Raw genomic sequence first — 21244 nt, 5'->3', positions numbered from 1 at the left:
CGAGGTAGTGCGGCAGTCCTGCCACTGTCAGGAGTGTGGGGCATCCACGATCCTTACCTCATGGACGCATTCATCGGATACGTGACGTTGCTGGTCCTCTTCGCCTTCCTCGCGGCGCCAGGGCTGGCCGGATATCTCCACGAGCGCCGGATCGACCGGCAGATCAAGGAGGCCTACCCTCTCCCGTGACATCGTGTCGGTCGGGGACGCCGTCACGCTGAAGTGACCACCACGGTGACCGACCAGTCCTGGATGCCCTTGCAGGACACCTTGCCGGTCTCGGTGGCGCACAGGGGGCGGGACGACGTCAGGCGTACCGTGCCCGCCGATACCGCCTGGTAGGCGGCGTTCGCGTCGCCCGGCAGCAGGACGATGCCGCTGTTGGTGGCCTCCAGGCCGGTGCCCTCGGTGGTGACCGGCTTCCAGGGGCGGGACTTGGTGCCGTCCAGGGCGACCCGGATCGTGCCGCCGACCGCCAGGCACACCGTGTCGCCGCTGTCGGAGGCGTTCAGTTCCGACGCGGGCGTGCAGGAGGACGAAGGCGACGAGGGCGAGGACGATGACGTGGGCGGCGACGGCGACACCTTGTCGCTGCCGCCGCTCCCGTCACTCCCGGCCTGGGTGCCGCACCCCGCCAGCACGAGCGTCAGGAGTGCGGCAGGGGCGAATGTCGTACGGCGCATGGCATGGCCTCCTCAGCGATGAGACGTACCACGCGCCCGCACGGATCCCTTCCTAGAAATCTTCGTCCAGGTCGACCGTGCCCTCCACGGCGACCTGGTACGCGGACGGGCGCCGCTCGAAGAAGTTGGTCAGCTCCTGGACGCCCTGGAGCTCCATGAAGGAGAAGGGGTTCTCGGAGCCGTACACCGGGGCGAAGCCGAGGCGGGTGAGGCGCTGGTCGGCGACGCATTCGAGGTACTGGCGCATCGAGTCGGTGTTCATGCCCGGCAGGCCGTCACCGCACAGGTCGCGCCCGAACTGGAGCTCGGCCTGCACGGCCTCCTTCAGCATGTCGGTGACCTGCTGCTGGAGCTCGTCGTCGAAGAGCTCCGGCTCCTCCTTGCGGACCGTGTCGACCACGTCGAAGGCGAAGCTCATGTGCATGGTCTCGTCGCGGAACACCCAGTTGGTGCCGGTGGCGAGGCCGTGCAGCAGACCCCGGCTGCGGAACCAGTAGACGTACGCGAAGGCACCGTAGAAGAACAGGCCCTCGATGCACGCGGCGAAGCAGATCAGGTTGAGGAGGAAGCGGCGGCGGTCGGCCTGCGACTCCAGGCGCTCCAGCTTCTCGACCTCGTTGATCCACTTGAAGCAGAACTCGGCCTTCTCGCGGATGGAGGGGATGTTCTCCACCGCCGCGAACGCCGCCGCGCGGTCCTCCGGGTCGGGGAGGTAGGTGTCGAGCAGCGTCAAGTAGAACTGGACGTGCACGGCCTCCTCGAAGAGCTGGCGCGAGAGATACAGGCGCGCCTCGGGGGAGTTGATGTGCTTGTACAGGGTCAGCACGAGGTTGTTCGCCACGATCGAGTCGCCCGTCGCGAAGAACGCGACCAGCCGGCCGATCATGTGCTGCTCGCCCTCGGACAGCTTCGCCAGGTCGGCGACGTCGGAGTGGAGGTCGACCTCCTCGACGGTCCAGGTGTTCTTGATGGCGTCCCGGTAGCGCTCGTAGAAGTCCGGGTAGCGCATGGGGCGGAGAGTCAGCTCGAAGCCCGGGTCGAGCAGGTTCTTCTCGGTCGAACTCATTACTGGCAGGCCTCGCAGGACTCGGGGTTCTCAAGGGAGCAGGCGAGGGCCTCTTCGGCGGTCACCTGCTGGACGGGGATGGTCTTTTCAGGCTGGACCTGGGCCTGGGCCGCGCGGGCGATCCTCGTCGCCGGGCGCGAGCGCAGGTAGTACGTCGTCTTCAGGCCCTGCTTCCAGGCGTACGCGTACATCGAGGAGAGCTTGCCGATGGTCGGCGTCTCCAGGAACAGGTTCAGGGACTGGGACTGGTCGAGGAACGGGGTGCGGTCCGCCGCCATGTCGATCAGGCCGCGCTGCGGGATCTCCCACGCCGTGCGGTACAGGTCACGCACGTCCTGCGGGACCCAGGTGAAGCCCTGGACCGAGCCGTTGGACTCGCGCAGCGCCTCCCGGGTCTGCGCGTCCCACACGCCGAGCTTCTTCAGCTCGGCCACCAGGTAGGAGTTGACCTGGAGGAACTCACCCGACAGCGTCTCGCGCTTGAACAGGTTGGACACCTGCGGCTCGATGCACTCGTACACACCGGCGATCGAGGCGATGGTGGCCGTGGGCGCGATCGCGAGCAGCAGGCTGTTGCGCATGCCGACCGCCGCGATCCGCTCGCGCAGCGCCGACCAGCGCTCCGGCCAGGTCAGTTCGACGTCGTAGTGGTCGGGGTGCAGGACACCCCGCGCGGTACGGGTCTTCTCCCAGGCCGGCAGCGGGCCGTTGCGCTCGGCGAGGTCGGCGGAGGCCTCGTACGCGGCGAGCATGATGCGCTCGGCGATCCGGGTGGACAGGGCGCGGGCCTGCGGCGAGTCGAAGGGCAGCCGCAGCTTGAAGAAGACGTCCTGGAGGCCCATCGCCCCCAGGCCCACCGGGCGCCAGCGGGCGTTGGAGCGGCCCGCCTGCTCGGTCGGGTAGAAGTTGATGTCGACGACCCGGTCGAGGAAGGTGACGGCGGTGCGGACGGTCTCGTCCAGCCGCTCCCAGTCGATGTCCCCGGCCTTCTGGTCGACGAACGCGCCCAGGTTCACCGAGCCCAGGTTGCAGACCGCCGTCTCCCCGTCGTCGGTCACCTCCAGGATCTCCGTGCAGAGGTTCGAGGAGTGGACCACGCTGCCCGGCAGCGCCGTCTGGTTGGCGGTGCGGTTGGCGGCGTCCTTGAAGGTCATCCAGCCGTTGCCGGTCTGCGCGAGGGTGCGCATCATGCGGCCGTACAGGTCACGGGCCGGGATGGTCTTCTTGGCGAGACCGGCCGCCTCCGCCTTGCGGTACGCGGCGTCGAACTCCTCGCCCCACAGGTCGACCAGCTCGGGCACATCGGCGGGGGAGAACAGCGACCACTCGGCGTCGGCGTTCACGCGGCGCATGAACTCGTCCGGGATCCAGTGCGCGAGGTTCAGGTTGTGCGTACGCCGGGCGTCCTCACCGGTGTTGTCCCGCAGCTCCAGGAACTCCTCGATGTCGGAGTGCCAGGTCTCCAGGTACACCGCCGCCGCGCCCTTGCGCCGGCCGCCCTGGTTCACGGCGGCGACCGAGGCGTCGAGCGTCTTCAGGAACGGGACGATGCCGTTGGAGTGCCCGTTGGTGCCCCGGATCAGCGAACCGCGGCTGCGGATCCGGGAGTACGACAGCCCGATGCCGCCGGCGTGCTTCGAGAGGCGGGCCACCTGGTGGTAGCGGTCGTAGATGGAGTCCAGCTCGTCCAGCGGGGAGTCGAGGAGGTAGCAGGACGACATCTGGGGGTGCCGGGTGCCGGAGTTGAAGAGGGTGGGGGAGGAGGGGAGGTAGTCGAGGCGGCTCATGAGCCCGTAGAGCGCGGCGACTTCGTCCACGGCCCGGGTCGTGTCGTCCTCGGCGAGGCCGGAGGCGACCCGGAGCATGAAGTGCTGGGGCGTCTCGATCACGCGACGGGTGATCGGGTGCCGGAGCAGGTAGCGGCTGTGCAGGGTGCGCAGGCCGAAGTAGCCGAAGCGGTCGTCGCCGGCCGGGTCGATGAGCGCGTCGAGGCGCGCCGCGTGGACGCGTACGAACTCCGCGGTGCGGTCTGCGATCAGGCCCTCGCGGTGGCCGACCGCGACCGACTCGGTGAAGGAGGTGACGCCCTGCGAGGCGGCCTCGGCGGCGATGCTGATGGTCAGCAGCCGGGCGGCGAGCCGGGAGTAGGCGGGGTCCTCGGAGATGAGACCGGCGGCGGCCTCCGTCGCCAGCTCGCGCAACTCCGCTTCGTCGGCCCGTGCGGACCGGCCGCGCAGGGCGGCGGCGGCGACCCGTCCGGGGTCGGCGTCGGGCAGGTCGGCGGTCAGCTCGGTCAGGGTCCGCAGCAACGCGGTACCGGGACCGTCCTCGTCCACAAAGGTGGTCGCTGAAGCCGGGTCGGCTGGCGCGATGGTCACGTGGGGGCTCTCCCTCGCTCGGCACGGGGCCTTGCGGAGGGCAGGCGGCAGCTCACGAGCGCACGGGGCGTCGCGTCCACCGGCCCATTCCACGAGGCCCGGACGTCAATGGCACCCGGTCCACGATGGCCGGGCACGCTGTCGGCAGGTCCTCGGACTGACTCCCGTACACGCACAAGGCATGCACAAGTACACCGTTGCGGGACAGTTCCGGATTCACACCGGATTCCCCTGCGGCGACAGCGAGCATGAGCATACATCTTGTGCCGGGTTCTGTTGGCGCCCCCAGATGTTGTGTCGCGGTGACTTCGGAGCGTGTCAGAACGTCAACTCATAGGTGACGAGCGTGAAGTCGTCGCCCTCGATCGGCCGCCAGTCGCGCTCGGGGGCGCGGACGAAGCCCAGGCGCTCGTAGATGCGGTGGGCCGCGTGCATGATCGGCTGGGTCGACAGGACCATGCCGGTGCAGCCCTCCGTGGCCTTGGCGCGGTCCACACAGGCGCGTACGAGGGCTTCTCCGGCGCCTCTGCCACGGGCCGCCTGCGCGACGCCCAGCATGCGGATCTCCGCCTCGCCGGGGCGGGAGAGCTCGGCCATGTGTCCGCCGGCCGGGGAGACGTAGGTGACGGTGCCGACGGGCTCGCCGCCCAGGACGGCCACGAGCACCTCCGCGGAGGCGGCGCGCTTGGCGACGTCCCTCAACTCGCCGAGGTACCAGTCGCTCTCGCCGAAGGCCAGGAGGTCGTCCAGGAGATAGGCCTGGGCCGTGATCTCGCCGATGGTGTCGTATTCGCTCGGGTCCGCCGCCCGGATCTCGATGTCCATGAGGGCGAGTGTGCCCGACGGGTACGACAGCGGGCCGCCGGATATTCCGACGGCCCGCTGATCACCGTAACCCTTGGTGCGAAAACCGTCAGTGCGCGGCGCCCGCCGTCGCCGGGGGCAGTTCGACCTCCACGCCCGGGTCGCCCGCGTCCGCCGTGTAGTCCGCCGGGCTCGTCTCGTCCACGCCCTCGGGGGCCTTGGCGGCCCTCAGGACGAAGGTGAGGACCACGGCGACGAGGACGTTGAGGACGAACGCCGTGAGGCCGATGTAGCCGATCTCGCCGATGCCCGGGATCTCCTTCGAGGAGCCGCCGAAGTGCTTCTGCGTCGGGGAGGCGACGCCGTACGCGGCGACCGTGCCGTAGATCATGCCGACCGCCCAGCCGGCGAGCAGGGCCCAGCGGTGGAACCAGCGGGTGAAGAGGCCGCCGACCAGGGCCGGGAAGGTCTGGAGGATCCAGATGCCGCCCAGGAGCTGGAAGTTGATGGCGACCGTCTTGTCCATCGTCAGGACGAAGATCAGGGCGCCGACCTTCACCAGGAGCGAGACCAGCTTGGAGATCTTCGTCTCCTGCTCGGGCGTCGCGTCCGGCTTGATGAAGTCCTTGTAGATGTTGCGGGTGAAGAGGTTCGCCGCCGCGATGGACATGATCGCCGCCGGGACCAGCGCGCCGATGCCGATCGCCGCGAAGGCCACGCCCGCGAACCAGCTCGGGAACATGTCCTCGAAGAGCTGCGGGATCGCCAACTGCGGGTTGGTGACCTTGACTCCGGCCGCGATCGCCATGAAGCCCAGCAGCGCGAGCAGACCCAGCATCAGCGAATACAGCGGCAGGATCGTGGTGTTGCGGCGGATCACCTCACGGCTCTTGGAGGAGAGCGTCGCGGTGATCGAGTGCGGGTACATGAAGAGCGCGAGCGCGGAGCCCAACGCCAGCGTGGCGTACGTCCATTGGCCCGCCTCCGGCGGGACCAGGCCGCCCGCCTTCGCGGCGGTGTACTTGTCGTTCGCCGCGCCGAAGATCTCGTCGAACCCGCCCAGCTTGATCGGGATGTAGATGATCGCCACCGCGATGACGACGTAGATCAGCGTGTCCTTGACGAACGCGATCATCGCCGGGGCACGCAGACCCGAGGAGTAGGTGTACGCCGCCAGCACGCCGAAGGCGAGCAGCAACGGCAGGTCCTTCACGAACCAGTTGGTGTTCTCGCCGCCGCCGACGCCCATCACGTCCAGGACCGCCTGGATGCCGACGAGCTGGAGGGCGATGTACGGCATCGTCGCGAGGATGCCGGTCACGGCGACCGCCAGCGACAGGCCCTTCGAACCCCACCGGCCGCGCACGAAGTCGGACGTCGTCACATAGCCGTGCTTGTGCGAGACCGACCAGAGGCGGGGCAGGAAGGTGAAGATCAGCGGGTAGACGAGGATCGTGTACGGCACGGCGAAGAAGCCGGCCGCGCCCGCCGCGTAGATCGCCGCCGGGACCGCCACGAACGTATACGCCGTGTAGAGGTCGCCGCCGAGCAGGAACCAGGTGATCCAGGTGCCGAACGACCGGCCGCCCAGGCCCCATTCGTCGAGGGTGTGCTCGTTCTCGGCCTTGCGCCAGCGCGAGGCGAGGAAGCCCATGACCGTGACGGCCAGGAAGAAGAGGATGAAGACGGCGAGTGCGACGCCGTTCACGTCGTTCTTCACTTGGTGGCACCTCCCTTGCGGGCGCGCTGGTCACGCTGCCACAGCTTGTACGCGACCATCGTCAGCGCGGTGGAGAGGAGCACCCAGAGCATCTGGTACCAGTAGAAGAACGGGATGCCGGCGAGGGTCGGGTCGACCTTCGCGTACGAGCCCACCCACAGCATCGCCACGAAGGGCGCGAGGAGGCAGAGCGCGATGACCACCCGGACCGGTGTCACCACCGGTGGTCTGGCCTCGGGCGAATCTGATGACATGCGGCGGCTCCGATCCCCTCATCACTGATCACCGTGTAACGCGCAGGCAATCTAGGTCACGGTGTGACAGGAGTGGAAGACCTCGTCCGCATATCGGTATGTCGATTCGGTGAAGGTCCGACAAGAGGTCTGACATCGGTGTCAGAGGTGGGCCGGCGGAGGTGTGTCGGCGGCGGGCTCAGCAGCAGCGGAAACCCTGGCGCGGATCCTCCTCCTGCCGGTCCGTCCGCATCCGCTCGAACGCCCGCCGGGTCGGCACGTCCGCCTGCGGATGCTCCCCGCGGACGTGCGCGACATAGCGGTCGTACGCCGACTCGTCGGTCAACTCCCGTACATACCAGCGCACACCCCTAAGTGCCCGCCGGAGCGCCGACCTCATGGCGTGCCTCCTCCTTCTCCTCCCGGGTGGGGATCAGCCCGGCCGGGGCGACGAGCTTCGACTCGACGTACGGCGACTCGCTGAGCGTGGAGAGCGCGGGGCGGCGGATGTGCCGGACGCAGACCCGCAGGGCGTCGGCGATCACCACCACGATCAACAGCGCGAGGATCGCGGTCAGTACGCCGTCCACCGTCGAGTTGGTGACCACGGTGCGCATGTCGTCCATGCTCTTGGCGGGCGGCAGGATCCTGCCGTCGTCGATGGCGTCCTGGAACACCTGGCGCTGCTTGAAGAAGCCGACCTTGGGGTCGCTGGAGAACACCTTCTGCCAGCTGGCGGTCAGCGTGACCGTGGCGTCCCAGGCGAGCGGGATCCCGGTGATCCAGGCCCACTTGAGGCGCCCGGACTTCACGAGCAGCGTGGTGCAGACGGCCAGGGCGACGGCGGCGAGCAGCTGGTTGGAGATGCCGAAGACCGGGAACAGCTGGTTGATCCCACCGAGCGGCTCATGGACGCCGACCCAGAGGAAGTACCCCCACAGCCCGCACACGAGCGCGCTGGTGATGACCAGTCCGGGCTTCCAACTCACGTTCTTGAAGGGCTTGATGACATTGCCCAGCATGTCCTGGAGCATGAACCGGCCCACGCGTGTGCCGGCGTCCAGCGCGGTCAGGATGAACAGCGCCTCGAACATGATCGCGAAGTGATACCAGAAGGCGCGCAGGCTTCCGCCGGTGACCTTGGAGAAGATCTCCGAGACACCGATGGCGAGGGTGGGCGCGCCGCCGGTCCGGGACAACAGGCTTGACTCCTCGACGCGTTCGGCCGCGCGGGCCAGGTCGTCGGGGGAGATGGAGTAGCCCCAGCCGGTCACCACCCGCGAGGCCTCCTGCACGGTGGTGCCGATGGCTCCCGAGGGCGCGTTCATCGCGAAGTACAGGCCCGGGTCGATGATGCTCGCCGCGACCAGCGCCATGATGGCGACGGACGACTCCATCAGCATGGAGCCGTAGCCGATCATCCGGACCTGCGTCTCCTTCTGGATCATCTTCGGCGTGGTGCCGCTCGATATGAGCGAGTGGAAGCCCGACAGCGCCCCACAGGCGATGGTGATGAAGACGAACGGGAACAACGACCCGGCGAACACCGGCCCGTTGCCGCGCGAGGCGAAGTCCGTCACCGCGTCCATCTTCAGCGTCGGCAGCGCGATGACGACCCCGAGCGCGAGCAGGAAGATCGTGCCGATCTTCATGAACGTGGAGAGGTAGTCGCGGGGTGCGAGCAGCATCCACACCGGCAGGATCGAGGCGATGAAGCCGTACGCCACCAGCCAGACGACCAGCGTCGAGGGCGCGAGCGTGAAGGTGTCGGCCCACGAGGACTCGGCGACCCAGCGCCCCGCGACCAGTGCGAGCAGCAGCAGCGCCACGCCGATGAGGGAGACCTCGGCGATCCGGCCGGGGCGCAGGACGCGCAGATAGAAGCCCATGAGCAGAGCGATCGGGATCGTCATCGCGATGGAGAAGGTGCCCCACGGCGACTGGGCGAGGGCGTTGACGATGACCAGGGCCAGCACCCCGAGCAGGATGATCATGATGGCGAACGCGGCGATCAGCGCCGCCGCGCCGCCGAAGGGACCGATCTCCTCCCGGGCCATCTGACCGAGGGACCGCCCGTCGCGGCGGGTCGAGAAGAACAGCACCACCATGTCCTGGACCGCGCCCGCGAAGACGACGCCCGCGATGATCCAGATCGTGCCGGGCAAGTAGCCCATCTGCGCTGCCAGTACGGGCCCGACGAGCGGTCCGGCGCCGGCGATCGCCGCGAAGTGGTGGCCGAGCAGGACGCGCCGGTCGGTGGGGTGGAAGTCGATGCCGTTGTTGAGGCGTTCGGCCGGGGTGGCCCTCGTCCCGTCGACCTTGAGGACCCTGTACGCGATGAACTTCGCGTAGAAGCGGTACGCGATCGCATATGTGCCGAGGGCGGCGGCGACCATCCAGGCGGCGGAGACGTCCTCACCGCGCGCCAGAGCCAGCACGGCCCAGCCGGTGGCGCCGATCAGCGCGACAAGGGTCCAGATGGCGATGGTTCGGACGTTCGCGGTACGCACAGCGCGGTCCTCCCGTCCATATGGAGACGGAAGGACCGTAGAGCAGGATGTGCAGTTGCGCTACACCGCGAGCCGTATTGCAAGGGCGGTCAGTCGACCGGCCTCTTCAGCCTCGCCACGAACTTGTACCGGTCCCCCCGGTACACCGACCGCACCCATTCCACCGGCTCCCCGCCCTTGTCGATGGAGTGCCGGGACAGCATCAGCATGGGCAGGCCCACGTCCGTGCCGAGCAGGCCGGCCTCGCGCGGGGTGGCCAGGGAGGTCTCGATGGTCTCCTCGGCCTCGGCGAGATGGACGTCGTACACCTCGGCCAGGGCCGTGTAGAGGGAGGTGTACTTGACCAGTGACCTGCGCAGCGCCGGGAAGCGCTTGGCGCTGAGGTGGGTGGTCTCGATGGCCATCGGCTCGCCGTTCGCCATGCGCAGGCGCTCGATGCGCAGCACCCGGCCGCCGGCGGTGATGTCGAGGAGCTCGGCGAGGCGGTCGTCGGCGGTGATGTAGCCGATGTCGAGGAGCTGGGAGGTGGGTTCGAGGCCCTGGGCGCGCATGTCCTCGGTGTACGAGGTGAGTTGGAGCGCCTGGGAGACCTTCGGCTTGGCGACGAACGTGCCCTTGCCCTGGATGCGTTCGAGGCGGCCCTCGACCACGAGCTCCTGGAGGGCCTGGCGGACCGTCGTGCGCGAGGTGTCGAACTCGGCGGCGAGGGTGCGCTCGGGCGGGACCGGCGTGCCGGGCGACTGTGTCTCCGTCATGTCGAGCAGGTGCTTCTTCAGGCGGTAGTACTTGGGCACGCGCGCGGTACGGACGCCGGCCCCACCCTCGGTCTCCGCACTGCTGACATCGCTGCTCATGGTCTGCCTTCCCGGCTCCGGATGCGGGTCACGAGGACGATCCCGTCGTGATCCCTTCTGTATACCGTCACCGCCTCTTTTGGTCTAGTCCACAGAGGTGAGTGGTATAGCGGACGAGAGTACTCCGCTGCCGGTGTTTTCGCTGGCTTCTTACTTAAAGGTTCCTGCATATGTAGGTCCCATAACGGCTGGTCAGGGCCTTTTCTAGGACCCTTGACAGCGCTTCTGGTCTGGTCCAAGCTCCCCCTACTGGTCTACACCATTGGTCCAGATCCCAGCTCCATGGGTGGGGGGTGTGGGCATCCCTGAGGAGGGTGGCGTGAAGCGCAAGCTGATAGCCGCGATCGGTATCGCGGGCATGATGGTCTCCATCGCGGCGTGTGGTGACAGCGACAGTGGCAGCTCGGACAACAGCGGCGCGGACGCCAAGGAACTCACCGTCTGGCTCACGGTCGACGCGCAGAACAACTGGCCCGAGCTGGTGAAGGCCGCCGACGCGGCGGTCACCAAGAAGCACCCCGGCATCAAGATCAAGCACGAGTACTACGGCTGGCCGGACAAGAACGCCAAGCTCGACGCGGTCCTCGCCACGGACAAGGCCCCCGACGTGGTCGAGATGGGCAACACCGAGATGCTCAGCTACATGGTCAAGGGCGCCTTCGCCCCCGTCGACCCGGCGAAGTTCGACAACTCGGGCGCCTGGCTGGACGGCCTCAAGGCCTCGGTGACCTACGACGGCAAGACCTACGGCGTCCCGTACTACGCCGGTGGCCGTGTCGCCAACTGGCGCAAGGACCTCTTCGCCTCGGTCGGCGTGAAGTCCGCCCCGAAGACCTACACCGAGCTCACCGCCGCCCTGGACAAGGTCCAGAAGAAGGAGGGGAACAAGTTCTCCGCCTGGTACCAGCCCACCCGCGACTGGTACGCGGCCATGTCCTTCGTCTACGACGCCGGCGGCTCCATCGCCGTCGAGTCGGGCGGCCAGTGGAAGGCCAACCTCTCCTCGCCCGAGTCCATCCAGGGCCTCAAGGCGTTCCAGAACGTCGTCGACAAGTACATGCACGGCGACAAGACCAAGGACGAGTCCGACCGTTACATCGTCTACGGCCAGGGCAAGTCCGGCATGATCTTCGCCCCCGCATGGGAGGGCGCGACCGCCGCGGCCAAGGAGAACGACAAGACCGGCAAGCTGGCCAACAACGTCGAGAACTTCGTGATGCCCGGCCCGTCCGGCAAGAACCTCCCGGTCTTCCTGGGCGGTTCCGACCTCGCCGTCCCGGTGAAGTCCGACGCGCAGGCCGTCGCCGCCGAGTGGATCAACGCCTTCGCGGGCTCCTCCGGCCAGAAGGGCCTGATGGCCAAGGGCAACCTGCCCAACAACAAGACGGACCTCGCCACCCTGAAGAACGACCCGGCGACCGCGGTCCCGGCCACCGCGGCCGAGTCCAACTGGTTCGTCCCGATGGCGCCGGGCTGGGGCCAGGTCGAGAAGGCCCAGGTCCTCCAGACCATGCTCCAGTCCATCGGCACCGGCAAGAAGACGGTCGAGGAGGCCGCGAAGGAAGCGGACGCCGCGATCGACAAGGTCATCAACACCAAGTGACCACCGGCGGGGCCCCGTTGAGCACGACGGGGCCCTGCTTCTCGTACGACCTGAGGGACCGCTGAGGAGCGCGCGATGAGTGCCGCAGAGACCACCACCCCTGCCAAGGTGCCGCCCCCGCGGCAGGCGCCGCCGCCACCCGCGGTCGCGAAAAAGCCACGCAGAGGCCGGACTTCGGGCGGCGCCGGCACCCCCTGGCTGCTGCTCGCCCCCTGTCTGCTGATCCTCGCCCTCGTCATGGGCTACCCGCTGGTCCGCCTGGTCACCCTGTCCTTCCAGAAGTTCGGGCAGTCCCAGCTGTGGGGCTTCCAGCCCGCCGAGTCGGTCGGCTTCGACAACTTCACGGGCGTGCTGGGCGACAGCGAGTTCTGGGCGGTCGTCGTCCGCACGATCGTCTTCGCGGCCGGCTGCGTCATCTTCACGATGGTCATCGGCATGCTGATCGCGCTGCTCCTCCAGCGGGTCTCCGGCTGGGTGAAGACCCTCGTCAACATCGCCCTCGTGGCCAGCTGGGGCATGCCGATCATCGTCGCCACCACCGTCTTCAAGTGGCTGTTCGACGCCGACTACGGCATCCTCAACGCGCTGCTCAGCAAGTTGCCCGGGGTCGAGATGGTCGGCCACAACTGGTTCGCCAGCGGACCGCAGGGCCTGGCCGTGATCATGCTCCTGGTGGTCTGGGGAGCGGTGCCCTTCGTCGTCATCACCCTCAGCGCCGGCCTGACCCAGGTCCCGGCCGAGCTGGAGGAGGCGGCCCGCCTGGACGGCGCGGGCGCCTGGGGCGTCTTCCGATACGTCACCCTCCCCATCCTCAAGCCGATCATCGTGATGCTCACGACCCTCTCGGTCATCTGGGACATGGGCGTCTTCCCGCAGGTCTTCGTGATGCGCAACGGACATCCGGAAGCCGAGTTCCAGCTCCTCACCACGTACTCCTACGACCGCGCCTTCGTGGTCAACGACTACGCGCAGGGCTCGGCGATCGCCCTGCTCACCGTGCTGCTCCTGCTCGGCGTGGTCGCGGTCTACATGCGCCAGATGCTGAAGATCGGGGAAGTCGAATGAGCGTCATGAGTACGGCAACCGCGCGGGGGCGCGGCAGGTCCCGGCTCGGCTGGAACCTCCTCGGTCTCCTCGTCTTCGTCACCGCGGGCTTCCCGGTCTACTGGATGCTCAACACGGCCTTCAAGCCGGCCAAGGACGCCATCGACCCGGACCCGAGCCTGCTGCCGACGAGCGTCACCTTCTCCAACTTCAGCCGGGCGCTGAACATCGCCGACTTCTGGGGCCCGGTGGGCCGAAGCCTCATCGTCTCGCTCTCGGTGGTGGCGATCGGCATCGTCATCGGCCTGCTGGCGGCGCTCGCCATCTCCCGGTTCGCCTTCCGCGGCCGGAAGATCGTGATCGTGGGCATCCTGGCGGTCCAGATGGTCCCGCTGGTCGCGATGATCATCCCGGTCTTCCTGCTCCTCAACGACCTGGGCCAGTACGACAAGCTGTCCGGCCTGATCCTCACCTACCTGACCTTCATCCTCCCCTTCACGGTGTGGACGCTGCGCGGCTTCATCGTCAACATCCCGAAGGAGCTGGAGGAGGCGGCGATGGTGGACGGCTGCTCCCGCACCATGGCCTTCATCCGCGTGGTCTTCCCGCTCCTGGCCCCCGGCATGGTCGCCACCTCGGTCTACGGCTTCATCCAGGCCTGGAACGAGTACCTCTACGCCCTCATGCTGCTCAGCCAGGAGAACCAGACCGCCACCGTCTGGCTCGGCAACTTCACCACCAAGCACGGCACCGAGTACGCCCCGATGATGGCCGGTTCCACGATGATGGCCGTGCCGATCGTCGTCCTGTTCCTCCTCGTCCAGCGCAAGATGGCCGCGGGCCTGACCGCCGGCGCGGTGAAGGGATAACGCCACCCGATGACGACTTTCGCCAGCGGCACAGACACACTGACCCGCGACGCCCTGACGGTCCTCCAGCCGGGCTTCACCGGCACCACCGCCCCCGACTGGCTGCTGCGCCGCCTGGGGGAGGGCCTGGCCTCGGTGGGCCTGTTCGGCCGCAACATCGCCTCCTCGGACCAACTGTCCGCCCTCACGGCCCAGTTGCGCGCCGAACGCGACGACGTCCTGGTCGCCATCGACGAGGAGGGCGGTGACGTCACCCGCCTCGAGGTGCGCACCGGCTCCTCCTTCCCGGGCAACCACGCGCTGGGCGCGGTGGACGACGTGGACCTGACAAGGCAGGTCGCCTCCGAACTGGGCCGCCGTCTCGCGGCCTGCGGAGTGAACCTCAACTGGGCCCCGTCGGCGGACGTCAACTCCAACCCGTCGAACCCGGTGATCGGCGTCCGCTCCTTCGGCGCCTCCGCCGACCTGGTCGCCCGCCATACCGCCGCCTACGTCACCGGCCTCCAGTCGGCCGGAGTGGCGGCCTGCACCAAGCACTTCCCCGGCCACGGCGACACGGCGGTCGACTCCCACCACGCCCTGCCGCGCATCGACGCGGACCTCTCGGTGCTGATGTCCCGCGAACTGTCCCCGTTCCGCGCCGCGATCGCCGCCGGCACCCGCGCGGTGATGAGCGCCCACATCCTGGTCCCGGCCCTGGACCCCGACCACCCGGCAACGTTGTCCCGCAAGGTCCTGACCGACCTCCTGCGCACCGAACTCGGCTACGACGGACTCATCGTCACCGACGGCATGGAGATGCAGGCCATCGCGGCCACCTACGGCATCGAACGCGGCAGCGTCCTGGCCATCGCCGCCGGCGCCGACGCCATCTGCGTGGGCGGCGGCCTGGCGGACGACGAGACGGTACGCCGCCTGCGGGACGCCCTGGTCGGGGCGGTCCGCTCCGGCGACCTCCCCGAGGAACGCCTCGCCGACGCGGCGGACCGAGTCCGCTCCCTCGCCCGCTGGACGGCAGCGGCCGCGGCGGCGGACACGGAGCCCGACGCCGACCCGGAGGTGGGCCTCCGCGCAGCCCGCCGCGCCCTGACGCTGACCGGCAAGGAGGGTTTCACCCCCCTGACCGACCCTCCCTTCGTCGCCGCCTTCACCCCGGTCGCCAACATCGCGGTCGGCGACGAGACCCCCTGGGGCGTAGCCGCCGAACTCTCCCGCCTCCTCCCGGGCACCGAGACCGGCAGCTTCACCGAGGACGGCGCCGGCATGGCCGCCCTAGCCGCCGCTGGCCCCCGCCGCATCGTCGCCGTGGTCCGCGACGAACACCGCCACCCCTGGATGACAACGGCCCTGGACACCGTCCTCCGCTCCCGCCCCGACACCATCGTGGTCGAGATGGGCGTCCCCCAGTCCCCTCCCCGGGGCACCCTGCACATCGCGACCCACGGCGCGGCGAGGGTGTGCGGACGGGCGGCGGCGGAGGTCATCGCGGGGGAGTAACTCGAAGTACGACGAGAAAGGCGCCGGTTCCTTGGAAGGGAACCGGCGCCTGCTTTTGCCTCTTAGGGGCGCGGGGAACTGCGCGACCAGCCACATACGGCCCGCACCCCGCGAACTACCCTCAAATCCCCTGCCAATCCGGCTTGTTGGCAAACGTGTGCCGGAAATAATCCGCCAGCTTCAACTTGGACGCGGCGGCGTCATCGACAACCACGGTGGCATGCGGATGCAATTGCAGCGCCGACGCAGGACACACCGCGGCCACCGCCCCCTCCACCGTCGCCGCCACCGCGTCCGCCTTGCCCTCACCCGTCGCGAGCAACACCAGATGCCGCGCCTCCAGGATCGTCCCGATCCCCTGAGTGATCACGTGATGCGGCACCTGCGCGATGTCCCCGTCGAAGAACCGCGCGTTGTCCACCCGCGTCTGCTCGGTGAGCGTCTTGATCCGAGTCCGAGAGGCCAGCGAGGAACACGGCTCGTTGAACCCGATGTGCCCGTCGGTCCCGATCCCGAGCAACTGCAGATCCACACCCCCGGCGCCCGCCAGCGCCGCGTCATACGCCTCGCACGCCGCCTGCACGTCCTCCGCGGTCCCGTCCGGCCCCATGAAGGAGTCCATCCCGATCCCCAGCGGCTCCAGCACCTCGCGCCGCAGCACCGACCGGTACGACTCCGGGTGCTCGGCCGGCAGCCCCACATACTCGTCGAGCTGCGCGATCCGCGCCCGCGAGGCGTCCACGGCGCCGGACCGCACCTTCGCCGTCAGCGCCTGATAGATGGGCAGCGGGGTCGAGCCGGTGGCCACGCCGAGCAGCGCGTCCGGCTTGCGCCGCAGGAGCTGAGCCATGGCCTCGGCGATGAGCTCGCCGCCCGACTTGGCGTCCGGAACGATGACAACTTCCACGCTGGGCCTGCCGTTCTGAAAGGGCTATGTGGTTTAGACCAATTTAACAGAACCAGCTTTTCCTGCCCAGGTGAAGCGGCCCCTACAAGGCGGCCACGACCAGGTGTGGACGAGGTGCCGGGGCGAGGTGCCGGGGCGAGGTGCCAGGACGAGGTGTCGGACGCACGGATCCCCACCCCGCACAGGCGTCCCCGCACCCGGGGGAGTGCAATAGGAGATGCCATGCAGGCGCTGCCACCGAAGCGCTGCCACGGAAGCGTGACCCCGACATCCACGGCCCACCCGGGAGGACGACCCGCATGACCACCACGACACCGGCCCCCCAGAGCGAACTCCCCGGCCGCATCATGGCCCGCGAGATGGCCGAGCAGCCGGCCGTGCTGCGCCGGATCCTGGAGGACGGTGCCCCCGGCATCCGCCAGGTCGCCCAGGAGATCGCCGCCCGCGCACCCCGCTTCGTCCTGCTCACCGCCCGCGGCACCTCCGACAACGCCGCGCTCTACGCCAAGTACCTCCTGGAGATCCGCCTCGGCCTGCCCTGCGGTCTGACCTCGATGTCGACCACCACGGCGTACGGCGCCCGTCCCGACCTCACCGACGTCCTGGTCGTCACCGTCAGCCAGTCCGGCGGCTCCCCGGACCTGGTGGCCTCGACCCGCGCCGCCCGCGAGGCCGGTGCGATCACCCTCGCCGTCACCAACAACCCGGACTCCCCGCTGGCCGGTGTCTCCGAGTACCACATCGACATCATGGCCGGACCGGAGAGAGCCCTCCCCGCGACCAAGACCTACACGGCCTCCCTTCTCGCGCTCTATCTCTTCGTCGAGGGCCTGCGCGGCGGTGACGGTGCCTCGGCGAAGGTCCTGCCCGACCTGGCCCAGCGGCTCCTGGACCGCCAGGACGAGGTCCGTGCCCTCGCCGCCCGCTACCGCTTCGCCGAGCGCATGGTCATCACCTCGCGCGGCTACGGCTACCCCACGGCCAAGGAGGCCGCCCTCAAGCTGATGGAGACCAGCTACATCCCCGCCCTCTCGTACTCCGGCGCCGACCTCCTGCACGGCCCTCTCGCCATGGTCGACAACGTCTCCCCGGTCATCGCGGTCGTCACCGACGGCAAGGGCGGCGAGGCCCTCCAGCCCGTCCTCGACCGGCTGCGCGGCCGGGGCGCGGACCTGGTCGTCATCGGCCCCGCCGGTCAGGTCGCCCAGGCCTCGGCCGGCTTCGTCCTGCCCACCGAGGGCGTCGCCGAGGAACTCCAGCCCGTCCTGGAGATCATCCCGCTGCAACTCCTCGCCCACGAGGTCACCATCGCCCGCGGCCAGGACCCTGACGCGCCGCGCGCCCTGGCGAAGGTGACGGAGACCCGCTGAGACCCGCTGAGAGCCGACGAGAGTCGGCGAGAGTCGGCGAGAGTCGGCGAGAGTCGGCGAGCCCAGTCCGGCTCTCACCCTTAGTGCAGGCTCAGCAGTGACCCCCCGGTCGCGTCGATGTGCTGCCCCGTGACCCAGCGGGAGTCCGGTGACGCCAGGAATGCCACCACATCGGCCACCTCCGACGCCGTACCGACGCGTTTGAACACCGAGACGGACTCCGCGTGCGCCCGTATCGCGGGGTCGGCCAGGGCCGCGCTCGTCAGGTCGGTGTCGATGAAGCCGGGTCCGACCGAGTTGGCGGTGATGCCGCGAGGTGCCAGCTCGGCGGCGAGTGAGCGGGTCAGGGTGGTGACCGCGCCCTTGGCCATGTGGGTGGCGGCGATCGGGGCGATGGCGGAGTCCGTGGCGGCCGTGACGTTGATGATCCGGCCGTCGTCGCGCAGTCGCCGCAGGCCGTGCTTGACGATGAAGAACGGTGCCCTGGCATTGACCGCCTGCGTCCGGTCGTAGAGCTCCTCGTCCGTCTGCTCGATGCCCGCGAAGAACGCCATGCCCGCGTTGTTGACCAGGATGTCCACTCCCTGCGCATGCCGGTCGAAGGCTTCCCACAAGGACTCCGCGTCCCCCGGCACCCCCAGCTCGGCGCGGATCGCGAAGGCGCTGCCGCCCGCCGTCTCGATGGCGGTCACCGTCTCCTTCGCCGCCGCCTCATTGCTGCCGTAGTGCACGGCGACCCGCGCCCCGTCCCGCGCCAGCCGCTCGGCCACCGCCCGTCCGATCCCCCTGCTCGCCCCCGTGACCAGTGCCGTCCTGCCCGCGAGCACACCTGTGCCACCCATGCCGACGCCCCCTCGCAATTCGCTAACGACCGATACAGAAAGACCGTACAACAGCCCACCGACAATTCTCTAGCACCCGCTATAAAATGCACTCCATGGTGAACAGCGAGGAGACGAAGGCGAAGGCCGGGCCCGCGGCGAAGGCCGGGCCCGCGCCCAAGCCCCGCGGCCGGCCCCGTTCCTTCGACCGGGAGACCGCCCTGGAGAAGGCGATCCTGGCCTTCTGGGAGCACGGCTACGAGGCGACCTCGGTCGCCGACCTCACCCGGGTCATGGACATCGGAGCTCCGAGTCTCTACGCAGCCTTCGGCGACAAGGCCTCGCTCTTCGACGAGGCCGTCCGCGTCTACACCGCCCGCTACGCCTCCTTCGCCGACCGCGCCCTCGCCGAGGAACCCACCGCCCGCGCCGTCGTGGCGCGGACCCTGCGGGAGGCCGCCGCCATGTACACGGACCCCGGCCACCCGCACGGCTGCCTGGTCGCCCACGCGGCCATCAACTGCACGACCCCGGAGGTCGCGGACTCCCTGCGCGACCGGCGCAACGCCACCATCGCCGCCTTCGAGAGTCGTATCCGGGCGGACATCGCCACCGGCGCACTCCCGCCCGGCACCGACGCCGCCGCTCTCGCCCGGCACTCCGGGGCGATCGTCACCGGCATGTCGCAACAGGCGCGGGACGGGGCGAGCCGGGCGGAACTGGAGGCGCTCGCGGAAATTGCCATGGCCATCTGGCCCCGCACATGAACCCACACGGGTTAGGCTGCGTGATGGATGCTAGGGCGTCCGATCAGTTCTCCAGCGGGGGTCCAGGCCCCTCGGGGACGCTCGGCGAGCCGACAACAACAAACAGGCTCCAACGCATGGACACATGAAGTGGTCTAGTCCACAATCGTGTGTAGAGAACTGAAAACACGGACTTCCGTCTTCCCCGCACAGGAAGGCGGACCGAGGAACCGGTGCTCTCTGCCCTGACTGCCCCGGCTCCTCATCCTTCGGCCGTCCGGGACCGCACACCCCGTGGCCGATATTGCTCCGGGCTGCGGTGCCGAGAGGGTTGAGGGTCCCTCTCAGGCGCCGCGGCCCGCGGGTGTTTCTGCGCCCGTTCACTTCGGTTCGCCCCGCGATATCCGCGCCGGTCGCCGGGGCCAACCCGCTTTTCTGCTGGGGGTCCGGGGGTTATCCCCCGGGAAGGTGCAGTAGGCCACATACATACCGCCAGGTACGCTCGCACCCGTGCCCTCCATGAACGAGCTGGTCCGCCAGCACACCGCCCTCGACGACTCCGACCTGGAGTGGCTCCATCTGCTGGTCTCGGAGTGGCAGCTGCTCTCCGACCTCTCCTTCGCCGACCTCGTCCTGTGGGTGCCCACCCGGGACGGCGCCCGCTATGTCTCGGTGGCCCAGATGCGGCCCAACACCGGCCCCACCTCCTACCAGGACGACATGGTCGGCCACCTCGTCCCGCGCGGCCGCCGCCCCCTCCTCGACGCCGCGCTCGACGAGGGCCGGATCGTGCGCGAGGGCGACCCGGAGTGGCGCGAGGAGGTCCCGGTGCGGGTCGAGTCGATCCCCGTACGACGGGAGGGGCGCGTCCTCGGTGTCATCGCGCGCAACACCAACCTGCTCACCGTGCGCACCCCGAGCCGCCTCGAACTGACCTATCTCCAGAGCGCGTCGGACCTCGCGCAGATGATCGCGGCCGGCTCCTTCCCGTTCGCGAACCAGCAGATGGACATGGACGCCGCCCCGCGCGTCGGCGACGGCCTGATCCGCCTCGACGCCGACGGCATCGTCCAGTACGCCTCCCCGAACGCGCTCTCCGCCTACCACCGCCTCGGCCTCGCCTCCGACCTGGTCGGCCACCACCTCGGCATGACCACCGCCGAACTCGCCCCGACCCGCGGCCCGGTGGACGAGGCGCTCGCCAAGGTCGCCAGCGGCTGGGCCCCGCGCGAGTTCGAGATCGAGTCCGGCGACGGGGTCATCCAGTTCAGGGCCATCCCGCTCAAGCCCAAGGGCACCCGCATCGGTTCGCTGGTCCTGCTCCGCGACGTCACCGAACTGCGGCGCCGCGAGCGCGAGTTGATCACCAAGGACGCCACCATCCGGGAGATCCACCACCGGGTGAAGAACAACCTCCAGACGGTCGCCGCCCTCCTCCGCCTCCAGGCCCGCCGCATCGACTCCGACCGCGGCCGAGAGGCGCTGGAGGAGGCGGTACGCCGGGTCGGGTCGATCGCGATCGTGCACGAGACGCTGTCCCAGAACCTGGACGAGCGCGTGGAGTTCGACGAGATCGCCGACCGGGTCCTCGCGATGGTCGCCGAGATCTCGCCCGGCAAGGTCACCGGCCGGCGCACCGGACGCTTCGGCATCCTCGACGCCGAGGTCGCCACCCCGCTCTCGATGGTCCTCACCGAGATCCTCCAGAACGCCCTTGAGCATGGCTTTCGCGAAGGGGACACCGGCACGGTCGAGGTCTCGGCGGTCCGCGGCGGTACGACGAAGGAGGCCCGCCTGCTCGTCACCGTCCAGGACGACGGCGTCGGCCTCCCCGAGGGCTTCGACCCGCACACCGCCGGCAACCTCGGCCTCCAGATCGTACGGACCCTGGTGGAGGGCGAGTTGGGCGGAACGTTCGACATGGTCCCGGCGCCGGAGGGCGGCACCCGGGTGCTCCTGGACGTCCCGGTGCGCGCGAACAAGTAGGGCGAGCACGTACGGACGGGCGCGTGCGGCGGGCGCGGCAAGTAGGTCTGAAACGCTCCGTGTTCAGTGCCCGGGCACAGCAAGAAGCCCCGGACCAGAAGTGGTCCGGGGCTCGAATGCTCGTTGCCAGCTTGTGCTGCGCATCGGGGGTAC

General features: G+C 69.1%; 19 protein-coding genes and 1 riboswitch. Of the genes, 8 read left to right on the top strand and 11 right to left on the bottom strand.

All coding sequences use genetic code 11. The features are described 5' to 3' along the window. Window positions 1-60 precede the first annotated feature (60 nt). Window positions 61-189 carry a hypothetical protein gene (locus tag ABZ928_RS36580; RefSeq protein ID WP_361528416.1) on the top strand — a complete coding sequence of 43 codons (129 nt, stop codon included), beginning with the start codon at window positions 61-63 and terminating at the stop codon, window positions 187-189. A gap of 23 nt (window positions 190-212) precedes the next feature. Here ABZ928_RS36580 and ABZ928_RS36575 read toward each other — a convergent pair whose 3' ends face one another. The 9 genes from ABZ928_RS36575 to ABZ928_RS36535 form a co-directional block, all read right to left on the bottom strand. After that, window positions 213-683 carry a hypothetical protein gene (locus tag ABZ928_RS36575; RefSeq protein ID WP_361528414.1) on the bottom strand — a complete coding sequence of 157 codons (471 nt, stop codon included), beginning with the start codon at window positions 681-683 and terminating at the stop codon, window positions 213-215. A gap of 52 nt (window positions 684-735) precedes the next feature. Further along, window positions 736-1749 carry a ribonucleotide-diphosphate reductase subunit beta gene (locus ABZ928_RS36570; RefSeq protein WP_361528412.1) on the bottom strand — a complete coding sequence of 338 codons (1014 nt, stop codon included), beginning with the start codon at window positions 1747-1749 and terminating at the stop codon, window positions 736-738. Beyond that, complete coding sequence (locus ABZ928_RS36565; protein WP_361528410.1) at window positions 1749-4127, bottom strand: ribonucleoside-diphosphate reductase subunit alpha; 2379 nt, start codon at window positions 4125-4127, stop codon at window positions 1749-1751. The genes ABZ928_RS36570 and ABZ928_RS36565 overlap by 1 nt, the downstream gene beginning before the upstream one ends. Before the next feature lie 147 nt (window positions 4128-4274). Beyond that, window positions 4275-4358, bottom strand: a riboswitch (cobalamin riboswitch). 87 nt (window positions 4359-4445) lie between these two features. Then, window positions 4446-4952, bottom strand: coding sequence for a GNAT family N-acetyltransferase (locus ABZ928_RS36560; RefSeq protein ID WP_361528408.1), 507 nt, complete (start codon window positions 4950-4952; stop codon window positions 4446-4448). 88 nt (window positions 4953-5040) lie between these two features. Next, the gene (mctP, locus tag ABZ928_RS36555; protein ID WP_361528406.1) at window positions 5041-6651 is read right to left on the bottom strand and encodes a monocarboxylate uptake permease MctP; all 1611 of its coding nucleotides are present in this window, start codon (window positions 6649-6651) and stop codon (window positions 5041-5043) included. After that, the gene (locus ABZ928_RS36550) at window positions 6648-6905 is read right to left on the bottom strand and encodes a DUF3311 domain-containing protein (RefSeq protein ID WP_361528404.1); all 258 of its coding nucleotides are present in this window, start codon (window positions 6903-6905) and stop codon (window positions 6648-6650) included. The genes mctP and ABZ928_RS36550 overlap by 4 nt, the downstream gene beginning before the upstream one ends. Before the next feature lie 178 nt (window positions 6906-7083). Beyond that, the gene (locus ABZ928_RS36545; protein WP_361528402.1) at window positions 7084-7284 is read right to left on the bottom strand and encodes a YbdD/YjiX family protein; all 201 of its coding nucleotides are present in this window, start codon (window positions 7282-7284) and stop codon (window positions 7084-7086) included. Further along, window positions 7256-9394: a carbon starvation CstA family protein gene (locus ABZ928_RS36540; protein WP_361528400.1), complete on the bottom strand. Its 2139-nt coding sequence runs from the start codon at window positions 9392-9394 to the stop codon at window positions 7256-7258. The genes ABZ928_RS36545 and ABZ928_RS36540 overlap by 29 nt, the downstream gene beginning before the upstream one ends. An 89-nt stretch (window positions 9395-9483) precedes the next feature. Beyond that, a complete protein-coding gene (locus tag ABZ928_RS36535; RefSeq protein ID WP_361528398.1) occupies window positions 9484-10248 on the bottom strand; it encodes a GntR family transcriptional regulator in 765 nt (254 codons plus the stop codon). A 319-nt stretch (window positions 10249-10567) separates the two neighbouring features. On the opposite strand from ABZ928_RS36535, the gene ABZ928_RS36530 reads away from it, so the two are divergent. From ABZ928_RS36530 to ABZ928_RS36515, 4 genes are all read left to right on the top strand, one after another. Then, entirely contained in the window at window positions 10568-11851 is a 1284-nt protein-coding gene (locus ABZ928_RS36530) for an extracellular solute-binding protein (protein ID WP_361528396.1), read from the top strand. 75 nt (window positions 11852-11926) lie between these two features. Next, window positions 11927-12916 carry a sugar ABC transporter permease gene (locus tag ABZ928_RS36525; RefSeq protein ID WP_361528394.1) on the top strand — a complete coding sequence of 330 codons (990 nt, stop codon included), beginning with the start codon at window positions 11927-11929 and terminating at the stop codon, window positions 12914-12916. Continuing rightward, on the top strand, window positions 12913-13764 hold the full coding sequence (locus ABZ928_RS36520; RefSeq protein ID WP_361528392.1) for a carbohydrate ABC transporter permease: 852 nt from the start codon (window positions 12913-12915) through the stop codon (window positions 13762-13764). Before ABZ928_RS36525 ends, ABZ928_RS36520 begins: the two co-directional genes overlap by 4 nt. A gap of 9 nt (window positions 13765-13773) precedes the next feature. After that, a complete protein-coding gene (locus ABZ928_RS36515; RefSeq protein WP_361528390.1) occupies window positions 13774-15261 on the top strand; it encodes a glycoside hydrolase family 3 protein in 1488 nt (495 codons plus the stop codon). A gap of 121 nt (window positions 15262-15382) precedes the next feature. Here ABZ928_RS36515 and nagB read toward each other — a convergent pair whose 3' ends face one another. Next, window positions 15383-16168 carry a glucosamine-6-phosphate deaminase gene (gene nagB, locus ABZ928_RS36510; protein ID WP_361528388.1) on the bottom strand — a complete coding sequence of 262 codons (786 nt, stop codon included), beginning with the start codon at window positions 16166-16168 and terminating at the stop codon, window positions 15383-15385. A gap of 299 nt (window positions 16169-16467) precedes the next feature. Here nagB and ABZ928_RS36505 point away from each other — a divergent pair, with 299 nt between their 5' ends. Further along, entirely contained in the window at window positions 16468-17538 is a 1071-nt protein-coding gene (locus ABZ928_RS36505; RefSeq protein WP_361528386.1) for an SIS domain-containing protein, read from the top strand. An 80-nt stretch (window positions 17539-17618) separates the two neighbouring features. Here ABZ928_RS36505 and ABZ928_RS36500 read toward each other — a convergent pair whose 3' ends face one another. Then, the gene (locus ABZ928_RS36500) at window positions 17619-18380 is read right to left on the bottom strand and encodes an SDR family oxidoreductase (RefSeq protein ID WP_361528384.1); all 762 of its coding nucleotides are present in this window, start codon (window positions 18378-18380) and stop codon (window positions 17619-17621) included. 95 nt (window positions 18381-18475) lie between these two features. Here ABZ928_RS36500 and ABZ928_RS36495 point away from each other — a divergent pair, with 95 nt between their 5' ends. After that, a complete protein-coding gene (locus tag ABZ928_RS36495; RefSeq protein WP_361528382.1) occupies window positions 18476-19126 on the top strand; it encodes a TetR/AcrR family transcriptional regulator in 651 nt (216 codons plus the stop codon). Window positions 19127-19624: 498 nt separating this feature from the next. After that, on the top strand, window positions 19625-21091 hold the full coding sequence (locus ABZ928_RS36490; protein WP_361528529.1) for a PAS domain-containing sensor histidine kinase: 1467 nt from the start codon (window positions 19625-19627) through the stop codon (window positions 21089-21091). Window positions 21092-21244 lie beyond the last annotated feature (153 nt).

It is taken from the genome of Streptomyces sp. NPDC046909, assembly GCF_040644695.1.
Lineage (GTDB): Bacteria > Actinomycetota > Actinomycetes > Streptomycetales > Streptomycetaceae > Streptomyces.
This window is presented reverse-complemented; position numbering and strand designations above follow the sequence as displayed.

What these genes read in the sequence shown, in the direction of transcription:
- ABZ928_RS36535 (WP_361528398.1), bottom strand. Translation starts at nt 10,248, where the DNA reads ATGAGCAGCGATGTCAGCAGTGCGGAGACCGAGGGTGGGGCCGGCGTC.
- ABZ928_RS36560 (WP_361528408.1), bottom strand. Translation starts at nt 4,952, where the DNA reads ATGGACATCGAGATCCGGGCGGCGGACCCGAGCGAATACGACACCATC.
- ABZ928_RS36515 (WP_361528390.1), top strand. Translation starts at nt 13,774, where the DNA reads ATGACGACTTTCGCCAGCGGCACAGACACACTGACCCGCGACGCCCTG.
- ABZ928_RS36495 (WP_361528382.1), top strand. Translation starts at nt 18,476, where the DNA reads ATGGTGAACAGCGAGGAGACGAAGGCGAAGGCCGGGCCCGCGGCGAAG.
- ABZ928_RS36505 (WP_361528386.1), top strand. Translation starts at nt 16,468, where the DNA reads ATGACCACCACGACACCGGCCCCCCAGAGCGAACTCCCCGGCCGCATC.
- ABZ928_RS36580 (WP_361528416.1), top strand. Translation starts at nt 61, where the DNA reads ATGGACGCATTCATCGGATACGTGACGTTGCTGGTCCTCTTCGCCTTC.
- ABZ928_RS36575 (WP_361528414.1), bottom strand. Translation starts at nt 683, where the DNA reads ATGCGCCGTACGACATTCGCCCCTGCCGCACTCCTGACGCTCGTGCTG.
- ABZ928_RS36570 (WP_361528412.1), bottom strand. Translation starts at nt 1,749, where the DNA reads ATGAGTTCGACCGAGAAGAACCTGCTCGACCCGGGCTTCGAGCTGACT.
- ABZ928_RS36520 (WP_361528392.1), top strand. Translation starts at nt 12,913, where the DNA reads ATGAGCGTCATGAGTACGGCAACCGCGCGGGGGCGCGGCAGGTCCCGG.
- ABZ928_RS36500 (WP_361528384.1), bottom strand. Translation starts at nt 18,380, where the DNA reads ATGGGTGGCACAGGTGTGCTCGCGGGCAGGACGGCACTGGTCACGGGG.
- ABZ928_RS36545 (WP_361528402.1), bottom strand. Translation starts at nt 7,284, where the DNA reads ATGAGGTCGGCGCTCCGGCGGGCACTTAGGGGTGTGCGCTGGTATGTA.
- ABZ928_RS36525 (WP_361528394.1), top strand. Translation starts at nt 11,927, where the DNA reads ATGAGTGCCGCAGAGACCACCACCCCTGCCAAGGTGCCGCCCCCGCGG.
- ABZ928_RS36490 (WP_361528529.1), top strand. Translation starts at nt 19,625, where the DNA reads ATGAACGAGCTGGTCCGCCAGCACACCGCCCTCGACGACTCCGACCTG.
- ABZ928_RS36550 (WP_361528404.1), bottom strand. Translation starts at nt 6,905, where the DNA reads ATGTCATCAGATTCGCCCGAGGCCAGACCACCGGTGGTGACACCGGTC.